Origin of the sequence: Streptomyces sp. 2A115 (assembly GCF_052245575.1) — a bacterium.
Taxonomy (GTDB): domain Bacteria; phylum Actinomycetota; class Actinomycetes; order Streptomycetales; family Streptomycetaceae; genus Streptomyces.
Window position 1 is genome coordinate 1 of record NZ_JBQQCG010000048.1, and the last position, 17133, is coordinate 17133.

Genomic DNA, 17133 nt, shown 5'->3' on the forward strand with positions numbered 1-17133 from the left:
ATGACAGGCCGGGAACGGGGTATCAACATATCTGGCGTTGATTTTTGGCACGCTGTTGAGTTCTCAAGGAACGGACACTTCCTTCGTACTCACCCACAGAACCTTCTCCGGGGCTTTCCTCCGGGCGTTTCCCTTCGGTCTTGCGTTTCCGACTCTATCAGACCGTTTCCGTATCCGATTCCCTGTCGGGTGGGTTTGTCTTTCGGCTCCAAGGTTTCCCTCGCGGCCTTTCGACATTCACTACGTTAACCGATCCGCTCGGCAACTCATAATCGAGTTCCGCAAGTTTGAATTAGGGCGTGCATGCACGCCGAATTCACCCTCGCTGAGAGGAAGTCGTAGGTAGTGGGTTGGCCGCTTCCGGCTGCTGGCTGAACGCCGTACCCGGTTCAAGCGGCTCGGACCACATTACGCACCACCCAAGGGTGGGTCAAGTTCGGCGACGACGGGGCGTATGGGCCCGATAAGGGCTCACCGTCGGGTCGTTGGTGATCCAGAAGCGCCACGGGTGGACGCCCCCTTCGCCTGCCACCCCGGTGCGTGGACCGCTGCTTACCTGGTCGGAGTGCACGCGAGTCCCCCTAAGAAGGGTTATCGGAGGCCTTGCGGGAGCGCACGCGTCCGTGCCGTCGAGGGTGCGGTCCACGCCCAGCGCCGTGGCCAGGCGGGCGGGTCCCTTGGCCAGTTCCCTGTCATATCGGGCTGAAAGTCGACGTTTGCGGGCCAGCTCGACGCCCTCGGTGATCTCTCCGGCGCGGAGCAGGACCGCGCTCGCCATGCCCTCCGGACCGCACACCAGGTTCATGCAGTGCCACATTCCGTAGGTGAAGTAGACGTACACATGCCCGGGCGGACCGAACATCACGTCGTTTCGGGCGGTGCGGCCCCTATACGCGTGGGAGCCGGGGTCGTTCGGACCGTCGTAGGCCTCGACCTCTGTGAGACGGAGCTCGATCGGTCCGTCCGGGGTGGTGCGCACGAGGACCCGTCCCAGGAGATCGGGGGCGACCTCCAGGACGGGTCGGTCGAAGAACTCCCGGGTGAGGGGCGTACGGTCAGGGGCCGCGATCATGGCGTACGAGCGTAGTGCAGAGGTGTGACTGCGTGCGGGGTGGTCAGGGAGCGTCCGCGTTGCCAGGGTGAGGGCACGGAACCGGCCACGGCTGGATCGCGTTTGTATGGATCAAGGATCCGATCCGGATAGAACAACGGGGCGTTGCCCGAGGAGGAAAAGACATGGGGTTCAAGCGGATGCTTGCGAGCCTGGGGGCCGGTGGGGCTTCGGTCGAGACCGTACTGACCGAGGTGAATGTCGTTCCGGGCGGCGTCGTTCAGGGTGAGGTGCGGATCCAGGGCGGGTCCGTGAATCAGGCGATCGAGGGCCTGTCGGTAGGACTGCAGGCCCGGGTCGAGGTCGAGGGCCCTGACGACCAGGAGCACAAGCAGGACATCGAGTTCACGAAGACGCGGCTCGGCGGTGCCTTCGAGCTGCAGGCCGGGGCGGTGCACGCGGTGCCGTTCGGGCTCGAGATCCCATGGGAGACGCCGATCACGACCATCAGCGGTCAGCCGCTGCGCGGGATGAACGTCGGTGTGACCACGGAGCTGGAGATCTCGCGTGCGGTGGACTCCGGTGACCTGGACCCGATCAGCGTGCACCCGCTGCCGGCGCAGCAGGCGCTCCTGGACGCGTTCATCCAGCTGGGCTTCCGGTTCAAGAACGCGGACCTGGAGCGCGGCAGGATCCGGGGCACGCGGCAGAAGCTGCCGTTCTACCAGGAGATCGAGTTCTTCCCGCCGCAGCAGTACCGCGGTCTCAACCAGGTCGAGCTGAGCTTCGTCGCGGACGAGCGCGAGATGGACGTCGTCCTGGAGATGGACAAGAAGCCGGGTCTGTTCAGTGAGGGCAGTGACTCGTTCCGCTCGTTCAAGGTGGGACTGAACGACTTCCAGGGGACGGACTGGGCCGCGTATCTCAATGAGTGGCTGTCCCAGGTCGGTAGCCGGCGCAACTGGTTCTAGGCTCGGGAACGAGAGATTCCACCGATCAGAAACGATCAGGAGGTGCCGAGGTGACCGAGCCCAAGAGGCCGCCGCTTCCCCACGACTTCCATCCCGCCGTGCCGTCGTTCACGGTCACGAGTGAGGACGTCGAGCCGGGCGCGACGCTGAAGGACGCTCAGGTCTACGCGGCCGGGAACACCTCGCCACAGTTGCGCTGGGAGGGCTTCCCGCCGGAGACCGAGAGCTTCGCTGTGACCTGCTTCGATCCGGACGCCCCAACGGGGAGCGGATTCTGGCACTGGGTCGTGTTCGACATCCCGGCCTCGGTGACCGAGCTGCCGGCGGGCGCGGGCAGCGGCAAGTTCGAGGGCCTGCCGGAGGGTGCGGTGCAGGTGCGCAACGACTACGGGTCGAAGGACTTCGGTGGCGCCGCGCCGCCGGCCGGGGATCCTGCGCACCGGTACGTCTTCACGGTGTTCGCGGTGGATCAGGAGAAGCTCGGGCCGGACTCGGACGGTTCGCCGGCCTTCGTCGGCTTCAACCTCCGGTTCCATACGCTGGCGAGGGCCCAGCTCATCGCCGAGTACGCGGCGCCCGCGGACAGCTGAGCGTTCACTGAACGTTTGCCCGCCTCTGGTCTTGGAATTGATCAGGGGCGGGCATTTTTTTATTGCGTTGTCCATCTCGGCGTGCCCGGCCAAAGTTGATCCAGTCCGCCAGGGGGTGGGCCGGTGCACAGAGGAGGTGGGCTGGATGCGGGACACGCTGGTGCTGAACGCGAGCTTTGAGCCGCTGTCGACGGTGACGTTGAACCGAGCCGTCGTTCTGGTGCTGCAGGACAAGGCCGTCGTCGAGCAGGCCCACCCCGAACTGCGTCTGCGCGGAGCCGCGGTCGACATACCGGCGCCCCGTGTGATCAGGCTCTGCCGCTATGTGCGGGTGCCCTTCCGAAGACAAGCGCCGTGGTCGAGGCGAGGTGTGCTGGTGCGTGACCGGCACAGGTGCGCGTACTGCGGAAGGCGGGCGACGACCGTGGACCACGTGGTACCGCGGGCGCAGGGCGGTCAGGACTCCTGGCTGAACACGGTGGCCTCGTGCGCGCAGGACAACCACCGCAAGGCGGCTCGTACGCCGGAGCAGGCGGGGATGCCGCTGTTGCGGCAGCCGTTCGAGCCGACGCCGGCGGACGCGATGCTGCTGGCGTTGGGGCGGGATGACTTCGAGGCCTTGCCGGAGTGGCTCGCCCAGCCTGCGTAAACGCTCCGCTGGGAGAGCCGGGGAACTGCGGGTGGTTCGTTGCTGCGGGTCACTTGTGGCTGGTCGCGCCGTTCCCCGCGCCCCTGAAGGATTGCGCAGTTCCCCGCGCCCCCAAGGAGAAGGGGCTCGCCTCTCCAAGAGGCGAGCCCCTTCTTTGGCGATTCTCAGTCAGTGACGGTCGGCTTCTCGCGGCGCTCTGTGCCTCCGCCTCCGTTGCCCGAGCCGCCGCCCATCCCGCCCATCGGTCCGAAGTTGCCCATGGCGCCGCTCAGGCCCTTGAGGGCGTCGCCGATCTCGCTGGGCACGATCCAGAGCTTGTTCGCGTCGCCCTCGGCGATCTTCGGGAGCATCTGGAGGTACTGGTAGGCGAGGAGCTTCTGGTCCGCGTCACCGGCGTGGATGGACTCGAAGACCGTTCGGATGGCCTGGGCCTCGCCCTCGGCGCGCAGCGCGGCGGCCCTGGCCTCACCTTCGGCGCGCAGGATGGCGGACTGCTTCTCACCCTCGGCGGTGAGGATCTGCGACTGGCGGATACCTTCGGCGGTGAGGATCGCGGCGCGCTTGTCACGGTCGGCGCGCATCTGCTTCTCCATCGAGTCCTGGATGGAGGTGGGCGGCTCGATGGCCTTGAGCTCGACGCGGTTGACGCGGATGCCCCACTTGCCGGTTGCCTCGTCGAGGACGCCGCGCAGGGCCGCGTTGATCTCCTCGCGGGAGGTGAGTGTCCGCTCCAGGTCCATGCCACCGATGATGTTGCGGAGTGTGGTGACGGTGAGCTGCTCGATCGCCTGGATGTAGCTGGCTACCTCGTACGTGGCCGCGCGGGCGTCGGTCACCTGGTAGTAGATGACCGTGTCGATGTTGACGACCAGGTTGTCCTGGGTGATCACCGGCTGGGGCGGGAACGGCACGACCTGTTCACGGAGGTCGATGCGGTTGCGGATCGAGTCGATAAACGGGACGACGATGTTCAGGCCCGCGTTGAGTGTCCGCGTGTAGCGGCCGAAGCGCTCGACGATCGCCGCGCTGGCCTGTGGGATGACTTGGATGGTCTTGATCAGCGCGATGAAGACCAACACCACCAGAATGATCAGGACGATGACGACCGGTCCCATCGTGGCTCCCCGTACCCTTCTCCGCCTCGGCGCTTGCCGGAAGATCTTGTGATTGTTGAAGATCTTGCTGGACGAGTCTGTCAGACCACAACCCGCCACGTGGGGCGTTCCGTTCGCTGAACGCCTCGGGGAGTCACATGACGATCGCCGTGGCTCCTTCGATCTCCACGACGTCCACCTCTTGGCCTACGTCGTAGGCGCGTCCGGTGTCGAGGGAGCGGGCGGACCAGACCTCTCCGGCGAGCTTGATCCGGCCACCGGCGCCGTCGACTCTCTCCAGGACGACGGCTTGTTTGCCCTTCAAGGCGTCTATGCCCGTGGCGAGCCGGGGCCGCTGGGACAGCTGCCGGGCCGCGATGGGGCGTACGACCGCGATGAGCGCGACGGAGACGACCGCGAAGACCACGACTTGGAGGACGACACCACCTCCGAGCCCTGCGGTCACAGCGCCCGCGACGGCGCCGACGGCCAGCATTCCCAATTCCGGCATCGCGGTCACGACGAGCGGAATTCCGAGCCCGACCGCGCCGATCAGCCACCACACCCATGCGTCGATGTCGTCCACGTGGTCATGGTAGGTCCGCGGGTCCCGTCGCGGACAGGGCGCCGATCAGGTTGGTGCAGGTCTTCGGGTCGTCAGGACAGCGGGAGGCCCTGCGCGGTCCAGCGTTCGCCGGCCTGTTCCACGACGAGGGGGAGGCCGAAGCACAACGACAGGTTGCGCGAGGTGAGTTCGAGTTCCAGGGGGCCCGCGGCGAGCACCTTGCCCTGACGGATCATCAGGACGTGGGTGAAGCCCGGAGCGATCTCCTCGACGTGGTGCGTGACCATGATCATGGAGGGGGCGATCGGGTCGCGGGCGAGGCGGCCGAGGCGGCGTACGAGGTCCTCGCGGCCGCCGAGGTCGAGGCCGGCGGCGGGCTCGTCGAGGAGCAGCAGCTCGGGGTCGGTCATCAGCGCGCGGGCGATCAGGGTGCGCTTGCGCTCTCCCTCGGAGAGCGTGCCGAACTTGCGGTCCAGGTAGTCGCTCATGCCGAGGCGGTCGAGGAAGGCGCGGGCGCGCTGCTCGTCGATGTCCTCGTAGTCCTCGTGCCAGCCGGCCGTCATGCCGTACGCGGCGGTCAGCACCGTCTGCAGGACGGTCTGGCGCTTGGGAAGCTTGTCGGCCATGGCGATGCCGGCCATGCCGATGCGCGGGCGCAGCTCGAAGACGTCCACCTTGCCGAGGGTCTCGCCGAGGATGGTGGCGGTGCCCGCGCTGGGGAAGAGGTAGCTGGAGGCGAGGTTGAGGAGGGTCGTTTTTCCGGCGCCGTTGGGGCCGAGGATGACCCAGCGCTCGCCTTCCTTGACCGACCAGGAGACCTGGTCCACCAGAGCCCGGCCCTCTCGGACCACGGATACGTCCTCAAGCTCCAGAACATCGCTCATGAGCGCGCTGTCTCCCATTGCAGTCTCGGCCGTCGCTTACGTCTGTGGACGCAGCCCCCAGGGAAAACCTACGCCACCGGTCGACCGGTCCAATCCATCGGCCGGTCCTTAGGGTGGGGGCATGCTTTCGGAACCACGCTCAGGACGGCTGGCGGCATGGGGAAATGCCCTGTTGGCCGGATTTGTTTCGCCGGACGACGCGGTCACCGCCATCATCGGCGAGGACGCCGTGCACCGGGTCGAAGGGCTGCCTGGTGAGACGGGGCCCGTCGGACTCACGCTCGCCCTGGGGCGACTGCGCACGCTCGGGGTGACCGGCCTCCGGATCGCGCTCCCCGCGCCCGGGCATCCGCTCGGGCTGAGCGGACCGCCGGAGTTCAATGCCCGCGCCCTCGACTCCGAGGAGGCGGTGGTCTGCCAGGGCGCCGCACTGGGGCTCGTACCCGAGGTGTACGAGGCCGGTCCCGACGGCGACGTGCACGTGGAGGTCGTCTGGCACTGTCTCGCCGTACGCGAGGCGCCGCCCGCCGATGTGCCGTCGCTCAGCGAGGCCGAGCGGGAGCTCGCGGAGGCACTGCGCGATGCCACCCAGATGCTGTCGCAGCTCGACGTGGCCGGCTCGGGTCCGGTCGCCGAGGCGGCGATCGACGCGTACCGGGCGCGGGCCGAGCGGGGCGGTGAAGTGCTCGCTCCCGGGTATCCACCGCGTGCGGTACGGGTGTTGGAGCTGGCGCAACGCGTCGGGCTGCTCGTCTCGGTGGCGTACGAGAACGGGCACGGCGGAGCTGTGAGCGCTTCGGAGATGGCCGCGCGGTCCGAGGCGCTGAGGCCTGTGGAGCGGACGGCTCGGCGGGCGCAGGTGGCTGCGTACAACGCGTTCGTGGAGGAGCAGGAGCGCGGGGTTCGGTGAGACCTCGGCCTTCGGCTGGGCTCAGGTCCCTCTGAGGTACGGAGGACGTCCCGGACGTACGGAAGAGGCCCCGCGACCGGTGTGGTCCACGGGGCCCTTGGCCAGGTGCGGTCTCAGTCGTTCGCGGCGAAGTCGGCGACAGCGGCACCGGCAGAGGCACCCGCGGCGAGACCGACGAGGGTGACGGCCATGGCTGCCCTCTTGGTGATGTTCATGCTGAGAGATTCTCCAGCGTTCGCGTGTCCGACCCAGCCGCGGGTCGCACGCTGAGCGGCATGTCCGGGAGCCGAAAACCGGACCGGCCCCCCAGGCGTACCTGGAAGGCCGGTGGTCACTGTTGACCCGGGGCGTACGTCAGCCGTTGATGCCGTCGTTGCCGAACGCCGGGTTCAGGATGCCGACAACGTTCACGGTGTTGCCGACCGCGTTCACCGGAATGGCGACGGGGGCCTGGACGAGGTTGCCCGAGGCGACGCCCGGCGAGCCCACGGCCTTGCCGACGGCGTGCGCACCATCGGTGGCGGAGGCGAAACCGGCACCGGCGGCAACCAGGCCACCGGCCACCATCGTGACGGCTGCGGCCTTCTTCAGGTTCTTCACTTCTAAGCCCTCTTCCTTGTGAACCACTGCGGCAAAGCGCCGCAGCACGCACTGAAGAACGGCGGAGATCCCGGAAGGATGCGCCATCTGGGGGACATTCCCACGACGGTATGAATCTCAGTCCGGAACGGAACGCTCCGTGTTGCCGTCCGGAAAGCTCGCAGAGGTGTGAATCAGCCGGTCACACCATGGCGTACGGCCCACAGCGCGGCCTGTGTGCGGTCGGCGAGGTCGAGCTTCATCAGGATGTTCGAGACATGCGTCTTGACGGTCTTCTCGGAGAGGACGAGGGCGCGGGCTATCTCGCGGTTGGAGCGGCCGTCGGCGATCAGGCCGAGGACCTCGCGCTCCCGCTCGGTGAGTGAACCCCCTCTTCCCTGCCCGTAGTTGGTCTCCTCCTGGGACAGCAGCGCGCCGGCCACCTCGGGCTGCAGCAGGATGTGTCCGGCGTGGACCGAGCGGATGGCTCCGGCGAGCGCGTCGGGGTCCACGTCCTTGTAGACGTACCCGGCGGCTCCGGCGCGCAGGGCCGGGATCACCGTGCGCTGCTCGGTGAAGCTGGTGACGATGAGCACGCGCGCGTGGTTGTCGAGTTCGCGGAGCTTGCGCAGGGCCTCCACGCCGTCCATGCCCGGCATCTTGACGTCCATGAGGACGATGTCGGGCTTCAACTCCTCGGCGCGGGCGACTCCTTCGGCGCCGTCGGACGCCTCGCCCACGACCTCGATGTCGTCCTGTACCTCCAGGAAGGTGCGCAGGCCCCGGCGGACCACTTGGTGGTCGTCGACCAGCAGCACCTTGATTGCGTCAGCCACCAGGGACCTCCATCTCGATCGTGGTGCCCTTTCCGGGCGCCGATTCCACGGTGAGCGTGCCGCCGACGCCACTTGCCCGGTCGCGCATGGACACCAGGCCGAGGTGGCGTCCCGCGCGGCGCGTCGCCTTGGGTTCGAAGCCGCTGCCGTCGTCGGTGACGCTCAGGACAGCGCCCTGACCGCGCCTCGCCAGGCTGACGTCGACGCGGGCCGCGCCCGAGTGGCGCAGCGCGTTGTGCAGCGCCTCCTGGGCGACGCGCAGCATGGCTTCCTCCTGGGCGGCCGGCAGCGCACGGACTCCGCAGCTGTCGAAGGTCACGTGCGCGGAGTGGGCGCGGTCGAGGACCTGTATCTGGGTGCGCAACGTGGCGACCAGGCCGTCATCGTCGAGGGCGGCGGGGCGCAACTCGACGACGGCGGCGCGCAGTTCGTCGGCGGCCTCAGCGGCGAGAGCGGCCACCTGCTGGAGTTCGCCCTTGGCGCGGCCCGGGTCGCGGTCCACCAGGGCGGCGGCGGCCTGGGCGGTGAGGCGCAGGGAGAACAGCTTCTGGCTGACGGCGTCGTGCAGTTCGTGCGCTAGGCGGGAGCGCTCCTCGGCGATCGTGAGCTCCCGACTGCGCTCGTACAGGCGGGCGTTGGTGAGGGCGATCGCGGCGTGCTGGGCGAGGATCGTCAGAAGTTCCTCGTCGTCCTCGGTGAAGCCGCAACCGCCCTCCGGCTTGGGGCAGTTCTTATTTGCCAGGAAGAGGGCGCCCATGACCTCGTCGCCGTCGCGGATGGGCAGGCCCAGGAAGTCGGACATGTCGGGGTGGGCGCTCGGCCAGCCCTCGAAGCGGGGGTCCTTGCGTACGTCGGCGAGGCGCTCGGGGCGGGCCTCGTGCAGCATCGCGGCGAGGATGCCGTGCTGGCGCGGCAGCGGGCCGATGGCCTTCCACTGGGCGTCGCTGACGCCGTCGACCACGAACTGGGCGAAGCCGCCGTGGTCGTCGGGGACTCCGAGCGCCGCGTACTGCGCGTCGAGCAGCTCGCGGGCCGAGGCGACGATCGTCTTGAGGACGTCGCGCACCTCGAGATGCCTGCTCATGGCCAGCAGCGCGGAACTCACCGCGTACAGGCCCGACCGGTGTCCTTGGCTCATGACCTCACGCTACCGGCGGGGTGTGACAGCGCGTATCCGACCTGTGGCGGCCGCCGCCTAAGCCGCTGGGCCTAGGGCAAAGGGCCCCGAGGTTTTGCGGCCCGCGCACGAGGCGGCGGAGGCGGCCCGGTTCCTACGTTGAAGACATCCGCCGGGAACGGCGGTCATGGGACGAGGGGACAGTTGTCATGCCGGTAGCGATCATCACGGGGGCTTCGAAAGGGCTGGGGCGCGCACTCGCCGAGGCCCTGGCGGCGCGCGGCTGGGATCTGGTGCTCGACGCCAGAACGGCGGGGGTTCTTCGGGAGACGGCCGCGGCGCTCAGCAAGTACGGGACGCGGGTGGAGGCGCTGCCCGGGGACGTCACGGACGAGGCGCACCGTGCCGGTCTTGTGGCGAAGGCGCGGGAGCTCGGTGGCGTCGATCTCCTGGTGAACAACGCGAGCGCGCTGGGCGCCGAGCCCCTCGTACGCCTCGAATCGCTGTCCCTGGACGGGCTGAGGCGGGCGCTGGAGGTCAACGTGGTCGCGGCGCTCGGCCTCGTCCAGGAGGCGCTGCCGCCGCTGCGGGAGTCGCGGGCGGGCGCGGTGATCGACATCAGCTCGGACGCGGCCGCCGAGGCGTACGAGACCTGGGGCGGCTACGGGGCCGCGAAGGCGGCGCTCGACCATCTGTCGGCGGTGCTCGGCGTGGAGGAGCCCGGGCTGCGGGTCTGGGCGGTCGATCCGGGCGACATGGGCACGGACCTGTACGCGGCGGCCGTGCCGGACGACGCCGATCCGCGGCCGGCCCCGGCCAGTGTCGTTCCGGCCTTTCTGCGGCTGATCGACCGGCGTCCGGCGAGCGGGCGCTACGGGGCGCCGTCGTTGCTGGAGCAGCGATGACGATCGCCACGGGGGTCTCCCGGCTCGAGCGAGGTCGAGAGTGGCGGAGGGTTCCGGAGGAGCTGTCGGCGCGGGTGCCGGCCGAGCAGCGTGGGCCCGGGCTCGACCGGGACGCGGTTCGGCTGCTCGTCTCGCGCGGTACGGAGGTGTCGCACCACACGTTCGTGGATCTGCCGGGCCTGCTGCGGGCCGGGGACCTGCTCATCGTGAACACGTCGCCGACACTGGCGGCCGCGGTGGACGGAAGGATCGGGCACGCGCGCGTGGCGGTGCATTTCTCGACGCGGGGCGACGACGGCCGATGGGCCGTCGAGCTGCGGGATCCCGACGGAACGGGCACCACGCGCGCGCGTGCGGGCGGGCCCGCCGGTACAGAAGTGCGCCTCCCCGGGGACGTACGGCTCGTCCTGGAGGAGCCCCTCGCCTCGCGCGGTCCCCGGCTGTGGTGGGCGCGGACGTCGGAGGCGGACGTGCCGGGGCTGCTGCGGCGGCACGGGAGGCCCATTCGTTACTCCTATACGGAGAGGGATCAGCCGCTGTCCGTGTACCAGACGGTGTTCGCGCTGCCGTCCGCCGACGGCTCGGGCAGCGCGGAGATGCCGAGCGCGGCGCGGCCCTTCACCTCACGTCTGGTGGCGGAGCTGGTGAGCCGGGGCGTGCAGTTCGCGCCGATCACGCTGCACACCGGGGTCGCCTCGGCCGAGGTCCACGAGCAGCCGTACCCGGAGCGTTTCACGGTGCCGGAGACGTCGGCGCGGCTGATCAACGCGGCGAAGGCCGGCGGAGGCCGGGTCATCGCGGTCGGTACGACGGCGGTGCGCGCCGTGGAGTCGGCGGCAGGCCCGGACGGAGTGGTGCGTGGCGCGGAGGGGTGGACCGATCTCGTGGTGACTCCGGAGCGCGGGGTGCGGGTGGTCGACGGGCTGCTCACCGGGCTGCACGAGCCCGAGGCCTCGCATCTGCTGATGCTGGAGGCGATAGCGGGGCGGGCGGCGATCGAGCGCGGTTACGACGAGGCGCTGCGCGGGCGCTACCTGTGGCACGAGTTCGGCGACGTGCACCTCATCCTGCCGAACGAGGACACTCACGCAGAGCATTGCTCGGGCAACTGTTGGTGAGACCGCAGCGTGACCCATGTGAGCCCGCGCATAGGACCCATATCACGTACGAAGGGACCTAGGAGATAAACCGGACCCCGGTGAGCGGGGCAGACGTCTTGGTCTGTCCCGTTTTGCCCTCCCCGGGTCCACTACCCCGCTTCGTAGGTCACACCTTTGCCACAGGATTTTGCGGCCGCTAACAATGGCTGCCGTCGCTCGACGCCGCGGGGTCCTACCCGCGGCGTTTGTCTGGAAAACCTTTGTCCCCCACCGGACTGAGAGCGACCTCCGCGCCATTGGAAGAGGTCCATCAGCCATGCCCCAGCAGAACCGCACCACTCGTCTTAGTCCCATGCTGACCAAGACCCACAAGCTCTCGCTCGCCGGTGTCGCCACGCTCGGCGCCGCCGCCCTCGCGTTCTCCCTCGTGCCGGGCAGCTCCGAGGCGAGCGCCGAGACGGTCTCCGCCGCTCCGGTCGCCTTCTCCTCCCAGCAGTTCACGCACGCGAAGACCGCCGTCAACGGCCAGCTGGCCTCCGCGACCGAGCAGGCCGCAGTCGACGCCGCGAAGAAGAAGGCAGTCGACGCTGCCGCCGCGAAGACGGCTGCCGAGGCCGCCGCGAAGAAGAAGGCCGAGGATGCGCGCAAGGTGAAGGAGGCCGCGAGCCGGTCCGCCAAGCGCGCCGCGGTCAAGCCGGCCGCCGCGAAGACCTACGCCAACAACCTCGACGGCTGGATCCGCCAGTCGCTGGACATCATGAAGAAGAAGGGCATCCCGGGCACGTACGACGGTCTGCACCGCAACATCATGCGGGAGTCCTCGGGCAACCCGAACGCCATCAACGGCTGGGACATCAACGCCATCAACGGCGTCCCGTCGATCGGTCTGCTGCAGGTCATCAAGCCGACCTTCGACGCCTACCACGTCGCCGGCACGGCATGGAGCCAGTACAACCCGGTCGCCAACATCACCGCCGCCGCCAACTACGCGGCCGACCGATACGGCTCGATCGACAACGTCGACAGCGCGTACTGAGGTTTGCGCGGACCTCTGCCACGTACGTCAAAGGGCGGCATCCCGACCGGGATACCGCCCTTCGCGCGTCCGGGAACTGCGCGTCCGGGAACTACTTGCGCATGACCTCGGGCTCGTGGCGGCGCAGCAGCCGCGCCACGATGATGCCGCAGAGCACTCCGATGCCGATCAGCACGCCCATGTCCATCAGCCACTGGCTGAGTTCGTGGTCCCACAAGGGGTCCGTACTGGTCGGATCGTCGCGGTTGGGGAACAGGATGTTGAGCGAGGCCGTGGTGCCCGCGGCGGCCACCGCCCAGCGGGACGGCATCAGGTACGAGACCTCGTTGACGCCGATTTGCCCGTTCAGGGTGAAGAGGCAGCCGGTGAAGACGACCTGGACGATCGCGAACATCACCAGCAGCGGCATGGTCTTCTCGGAGGTCTTCACCAGCGAGGAGATGACCAGCCCGAACATCATCGAGGTGAAGCCGAGCGCCATGATCGGGAAGGTCATTTCGAGCCGGGTGGACGCCCCGAGCAGTACGCCCTCCACGGGGGCCTCGTTGAGGCCGAAGCCGATCGCGCCGATGATGGCACCCTGGAAGATCGTGATGATGCCGAGGACGATCACCTTGGACATCAGATAGGCCGAGCGCGACAGGCCCGTCGCCCGTTCGCGTTCGTAGATCACCCGTTCCTTGATCAGCTCGCGTACGGAGTTGGCCGCGCCCGAGAAGCAGGCGCCCACGGCGAGGATCAGCAGCACGGTGGCGCCGTCCCCGTTGGAGCGCGGCAGAGGACCTCTGTCCGGGCCGAATCCGAGGCCGTAGTCAGCTGGGATCAGCACACCGACCGTGCCGAGGACCGCGGGCAGGATGACCGACAGGGCCAGGAAGCCCTTGTCGGCGGCGATGACCGAGGCATAACGGCGGATCAGTGTGAACAGCTGGGAGCCCCAGCCCTGCGGCTTCGGCGGCCGCATCGCCTGGGCGGACGGCATGGGTACGGACTGTGCGGCGACCGCGTCGATGTCCGCGGCGTACATCTGGTAGTGCTGCGAGCCCTTCCAGCGGCCCGCCCAGTCGTAGTCGCGGTAGTTCTCGAAGGCGGAGAAGACGTCGGCCCAGGTGTCGTAGCCGAAGAAGTTCAGAGCCTCCTCGGGCGGGCCGAAGTAGGCCACCGAGCCGCCGGGCGCCATCACCAGGAGCTTGTCGCAGATCGCCAGCTCGGCCACGGAGTGCGTGACGACGAGGACCGTACGGCCGTCGTCGGCGAGACCGCGCAGCAGCTGCATGACGTCACGGTCCATGCCCGGGTCGAGGCCGGAGGTCGGCTCGTCCAGGAAGATCAGCGACGGCTTGGTGAGCAGCTCCAGAGCCACGGAGACGCGCTTGCGCTGGCCACCGGAGAGGGAGGTGACCTTCTTCTCCTTGTGGATGTCCAGCTTGAGCTCGCGCAGCACCTCGTCGATCCGGGCCGAGCGCTCGGCCTCCGTGGTGTCCGCGGGGAAGCGCAGCTTGGCCGCGTACTTGAGGGCCTTCTTGACGGTCAGCTCCTTGTGCAGGATGTCGTCCTGCGGGACCAGACCGATGCGCTGGCGCAGCTCGGCGAACTGCTTGTAGAGGTTCCGGTTGTCGTAGAGGACGTCGCCCTGGTTGGCGGGGCGGTAGCCCGTGAGCGCCTTCAGGAGCGTCGATTTTCCGGAGCCGGACGGGCCGATGACCGCGATGAGCGACTTCTCCGGAACACCGAAGGAGACGTCCTTGAGGATCTGCTTGCCGCCGTCGACCGTCACCGTCAGGTGACGGGCCGAGAAGGAAACCTCACCGGTGTCGACGAACTCCTCGAGGCGGTCGCCGACGAGGCGGAACGTCGAGTGGCCGACGCCGACGATGTCGTTCGGGCCGAGCAGCGCGGAGCCGCCCTTGGCGATCGGCATACCGTTGACGTACGTGCCGTTGTGCGAGCCGAGGTCGCGGATCTCGTAGCGGCCGTCGGGCGTCGCGTGGAACTCGGCGTGATGCCGCGACACCTGCAGGTCGGAGACGACCAGCTCGTTCTCCAGCGCGCGGCCGATCCGCATCACGCGGCCGAGGGCCAGCTGGTGGAACGTGGTCGGGCTGCGGTCGCCGTAGACCGGCGGCGCCCCCGCGCCACCACCGGGTCCTTGCTGCGGCGGGATGTGCGCGGCCTGCTGCGGCTTCTGCCAGCCCTGCTCCGGCACCCGCTGCTCGGGCACCTGCTGCTCCGGCGGCGCCTGCTGGGCCCAGCCCGCGGCAGGGGCGGCCGGCGCACCCTGCGCGGCGTACGGCTGCTGTTGCGGCTGCGCCTGCGGTGCGGCGGCCGCGGCACCCGAGAGGTTCAGGCGCGGGCCGTCGGTCGCGTTGCCGAGGTGCACGGCAGAGCCGGGGCCAATCTCCATTTGATGGATCCGCTGCCCCTGCACGAATGTGCCGTTGGTGCTGCCGTGGTCCTCGATGACCCAGGTGCGGCCGCCCCAACTGATCGTGGCGTGACGCCAGGACACCCTGGCGTCATCGAGCACGATGTCTCCCTGCGGATCACGTCCGAGGGTGTATGGCCTGGACGCATCGAGCGTCCAGGTCCGTCCGTTCAATTCCAGTACGAGTTCCGGCACTCCATGCCCCACTGAGTTGTCCCCCGAGTTGTCCCCATCGCAGGGAGTCTAGGGATGTCGAACATCGGGGGGAACTATTTCAGTAGGAGCCCCATGACCGAAAGTCGGGCCTTCCGTAGATCGCGTACGGGCGGCTTGTCCGTTTCCGTTGACGGGGTTGAAACCGGCCCGGAGAGTGGTAATCCCACGCGAGGGGGACACCTCGGGTGGAGGCGTCGCGGTGCGGAGTCGGGGGGCTGACGATGAGCGACGGGACCGTGGGACACGGCAGGCGTGTGCCGATGGGTGACGTGCTGCTGTCCTCGATCGCGGCCGTGAGCTGGGCGTTGATCGGAATGGCGGGTGTGGCGGCACTGGGGCTGCATCTGCTCGGCGCGGACTCGGCGGGCTCGCTCGGGACGATGACCGCGGCGGTTGTGGCCCTTGGGGCGGGTGGTTCGGTGGCGCCGTCCGGCGATGTGTCGGCTTTCGGCCTGGAGGGCGCTCAGGCCGAGACCGCCCTCCAGATCACGCCACTCGGCGTGAGCCTGGTGGGTGCGCTGCTGCTGTCCTGGTTCTTCCTGCGTTCCCTGCGCGGGGCCGGAGTTGTGGTCGCCCCGGCCGAACTGCTCGCCCGGGTGGGCACGGTGGTCGTGCTCTTCGTCGCGATGCTGGGCGGTCTTGCCTGGGCGGGACACGATGTCATCACGATCGACGGCGGCTCGCTCGGGCTCGACGAGCTGCCGGGCGGCGGCCTGCCCGACGAGGTCGATGTTCCCGGACTCGGTGACATCGGCGGACTGCTGCCCGACCGCCTCGGGGACCTCGCCGACGCGAACGCGGAGGTGGGCTTCACGGTCGAGACCGTGCCGACGCTGTTCGGCGGCCTGGGCTGGGTGCTGGGCGTCCTGGCGATCGCGCTGCTGGCCTCGCGCCGGACCCCGCTGCCGCGCGGCTGGACGGCCGTGCACCGCTTGGTGCGGCCCGCCGCGTCCGCGCTGGTCACGGTGTTGCTGGTCGCGGTCCTGGCGGGGTTCTCGGCGGCGGCGTACGCGGCGATCAGCGACGAAAATCCGAAGCGGATCGCAGGCGCGGCACTGGTCGGGGCGCCCAACGGGGTGTGGCTGGGAATCCCGATCGGGCTCCTCGTGCCGTGGGACGGAAAGGCCACGGGCCCGCTCGCCACGCTCCTGCCCGATCCCGTGGACGAGTTTCTGAGCTCCTCCGACCAGCCCATCACGTTGGGGCGGCTGGCCGAACTGGACAGCCGGGTCTGGCTGTTGGGGGTCGCGGCGGCACTGATGATGCTGTTCGCGGGCGTGCTGACCGCGGTGCGTACGCCCTTCGTACGTGAGCGGGGTGTCCTCGGTTTCGCGGGGCGCTGCGCGCTGCGGCTGGCGATCGTGACCGCGCTCACGCTGCCGCTGCTCGCCTGGCTGACGGAGGTGTCGGTGGACGCCTCACTGTCCGTCCTCGGCATCGACGCGTTCGACGCCGGGATCGAGCTGCACGGGCAGCTGGGCATGGCGCTGCTGCTCGGCGCCGTGTGGGGTGCGGGCGCGGGGGCGGCGGGCGCACTGCTCGCCTGCGCCAGTGGGGCCGCCGGTCGGCACGCGGCACCGCTGGCACTGGGTGACGCGGGCGCTCCCGACGCCACTCAGCCGTACGCGGAGGTCGCCGCGGCCGCCGGGGAGTCGGGGCCTTACAACCCCGGTGCGCCGTTCCGGCCGGCGAATCCCGACACGAACCCGTATCTGCGGTTGCCGGACGAGCTGCGGGGGCCTGGGGACGGGAGGCGGGGTGCTGAGGACGGGCGGCGGCCGCCCGGCACCCGGTCCCCTCGTTCGCGGCCTCCCGGTGGGCAGTCCCCTGGCGGCGGGCAGGATCCTGGTGCCCGGCCGCCCAATGACGTGTACGGCGCCCCCACTGTGGCCGGGCCTTTCACGCCACCGCCGGTTCCGAAGCCGCGGCCCAGGCCCCGGTCGTCGCAGGACGGGCCGCCTCCCCCGCCGGACGAGCCGCCGCCTCCGCCCGAGAGGCCACGGGGGCGGCGGTGACCTCGGGCCTGGGACACCGAGGCCCCGAGGCACGGAACGCCGGGCACCGGGCGCTGGGGCACCGAGGCACGAGGTGACACGCGGGCGCCATGGCCCGTGAAGAGCGGCGACACCTCCATGACACCCACTGTTCGCTGTCCGTCAGGCGGACCTCAGGGGCGTCCGGCACGGGGTGCCGGATACGGTGGGA

The 17133-nt window shown here is 69.3% G+C and carries 16 protein-coding genes; 8 read left to right on the forward strand and 8 right to left on the reverse strand.

Annotation, left to right across the window (positions count from 1 at the left end; all coding sequences use genetic code 11):
- Positions 1–430: 430 nt before the first annotated feature.
- Positions 431–1072, reverse strand: coding sequence for a DNA-3-methyladenine glycosylase (locus tag ACTWQR_RS33465; protein WP_443230955.1), 642 nt, complete (start codon positions 1070–1072; stop codon positions 431–433).
- A gap of 164 nt (positions 1073–1236) precedes the next feature.
- On the opposite strand from ACTWQR_RS33465, the gene ACTWQR_RS33470 reads away from it, so the two are divergent.
- From ACTWQR_RS33470 to ACTWQR_RS33480, 3 genes are all read left to right on the forward strand, one after another.
- A complete protein-coding gene (locus ACTWQR_RS33470; protein ID WP_443230956.1) occupies positions 1237–2022 on the forward strand; it encodes a sporulation protein in 786 nt (261 codons plus the stop codon).
- 50 nt (positions 2023–2072) lie between these two features.
- Entirely contained in the window at positions 2073–2612 is a 540-nt protein-coding gene (locus ACTWQR_RS33475; RefSeq protein ID WP_443230957.1) for a YbhB/YbcL family Raf kinase inhibitor-like protein, read from the forward strand.
- Positions 2613–2757: 145 nt separating this feature from the next.
- On the forward strand, positions 2758–3261 hold the full coding sequence (locus tag ACTWQR_RS33480) for an HNH endonuclease (RefSeq protein WP_443230958.1): 504 nt from the start codon (positions 2758–2760) through the stop codon (positions 3259–3261).
- 164 nt (positions 3262–3425) lie between these two features.
- Here the strand turns inward: ACTWQR_RS33480 and ACTWQR_RS33485 are convergent, their stop codons facing one another.
- The 3 genes from ACTWQR_RS33485 to ACTWQR_RS33495 all read right to left on the reverse strand — a co-directional run bounded on the left by ACTWQR_RS33485 (position 3426) and on the right by ACTWQR_RS33495 (position 5804).
- Positions 3426–4376 carry an SPFH domain-containing protein gene (locus tag ACTWQR_RS33485; RefSeq protein ID WP_443230959.1) on the reverse strand — a complete coding sequence of 317 codons (951 nt, stop codon included), beginning with the start codon at positions 4374–4376 and terminating at the stop codon, positions 3426–3428.
- Positions 4377–4509: 133 nt separating this feature from the next.
- Positions 4510–4941: an NfeD family protein gene (locus ACTWQR_RS33490; protein WP_443230960.1), complete on the reverse strand. Its 432-nt coding sequence runs from the start codon at positions 4939–4941 to the stop codon at positions 4510–4512.
- A gap of 71 nt (positions 4942–5012) precedes the next feature.
- Positions 5013–5804, reverse strand: a complete 792-nt coding sequence (locus ACTWQR_RS33495; protein ID WP_443230961.1) for an ABC transporter ATP-binding protein — start codon at positions 5802–5804, stop codon at positions 5013–5015.
- Positions 5805–5925: 121 nt separating this feature from the next.
- Between ACTWQR_RS33495 and ACTWQR_RS33500 the strand changes: the two genes are divergently transcribed.
- Complete coding sequence (locus tag ACTWQR_RS33500; RefSeq protein WP_443230962.1) at positions 5926–6714, forward strand: hypothetical protein; 789 nt, start codon at positions 5926–5928, stop codon at positions 6712–6714.
- A 354-nt stretch (positions 6715–7068) separates the two neighbouring features.
- Here ACTWQR_RS33500 and chpE read toward each other — a convergent pair whose 3' ends face one another.
- From chpE to ACTWQR_RS33515, 3 genes are all read right to left on the reverse strand, one after another.
- Positions 7069–7314 (reverse strand): chaplin ChpE, encoded by a 246-nt coding sequence (gene chpE / locus ACTWQR_RS33505; protein WP_443231027.1) that lies wholly within the window; start codon positions 7312–7314, stop codon positions 7069–7071.
- Positions 7315–7487: 173 nt separating this feature from the next.
- Positions 7488–8129, reverse strand: coding sequence for a response regulator (locus tag ACTWQR_RS33510; RefSeq protein WP_443230963.1), 642 nt, complete (start codon positions 8127–8129; stop codon positions 7488–7490).
- On the reverse strand, positions 8122–9267 hold the full coding sequence (locus ACTWQR_RS33515; protein WP_443230964.1) for a GAF domain-containing sensor histidine kinase: 1146 nt from the start codon (positions 9265–9267) through the stop codon (positions 8122–8124). Before ACTWQR_RS33515 ends, ACTWQR_RS33510 begins: the two co-directional genes overlap by 8 nt.
- 188 nt (positions 9268–9455) lie before the next feature.
- Between ACTWQR_RS33515 and ACTWQR_RS33520 the strand changes: the two genes are divergently transcribed.
- From ACTWQR_RS33520 to ACTWQR_RS33530, 3 genes are all read left to right on the forward strand, one after another.
- Positions 9456–10151 (forward strand): SDR family NAD(P)-dependent oxidoreductase, encoded by a 696-nt coding sequence (locus ACTWQR_RS33520; RefSeq protein WP_443230965.1) that lies wholly within the window; start codon positions 9456–9458, stop codon positions 10149–10151.
- Positions 10148–11269 carry an S-adenosylmethionine:tRNA ribosyltransferase-isomerase gene (locus ACTWQR_RS33525; protein ID WP_443230966.1) on the forward strand — a complete coding sequence of 374 codons (1122 nt, stop codon included), beginning with the start codon at positions 10148–10150 and terminating at the stop codon, positions 11267–11269. Before ACTWQR_RS33520 ends, ACTWQR_RS33525 begins: the two co-directional genes overlap by 4 nt.
- 298 nt (positions 11270–11567) lie before the next feature.
- Positions 11568–12287: a transglycosylase SLT domain-containing protein gene (locus ACTWQR_RS33530; protein WP_443230967.1), complete on the forward strand. Its 720-nt coding sequence runs from the start codon at positions 11568–11570 to the stop codon at positions 12285–12287.
- A gap of 91 nt (positions 12288–12378) precedes the next feature.
- Here ACTWQR_RS33530 and ACTWQR_RS33535 read toward each other — a convergent pair whose 3' ends face one another.
- A complete protein-coding gene (locus ACTWQR_RS33535) occupies positions 12379–14907 on the reverse strand; it encodes an FHA domain-containing protein (RefSeq protein ID WP_443231028.1) in 2529 nt (842 codons plus the stop codon).
- Positions 14908–15149: 242 nt separating this feature from the next.
- Here ACTWQR_RS33535 and ACTWQR_RS33540 point away from each other — a divergent pair, with 242 nt between their 5' ends.
- Complete coding sequence (locus ACTWQR_RS33540; RefSeq protein ID WP_443230968.1) at positions 15150–16943, forward strand: streptophobe family protein; 1794 nt, start codon at positions 15150–15152, stop codon at positions 16941–16943.
- The last annotated feature ends 190 nt before the right edge of the window (positions 16944–17133 follow it).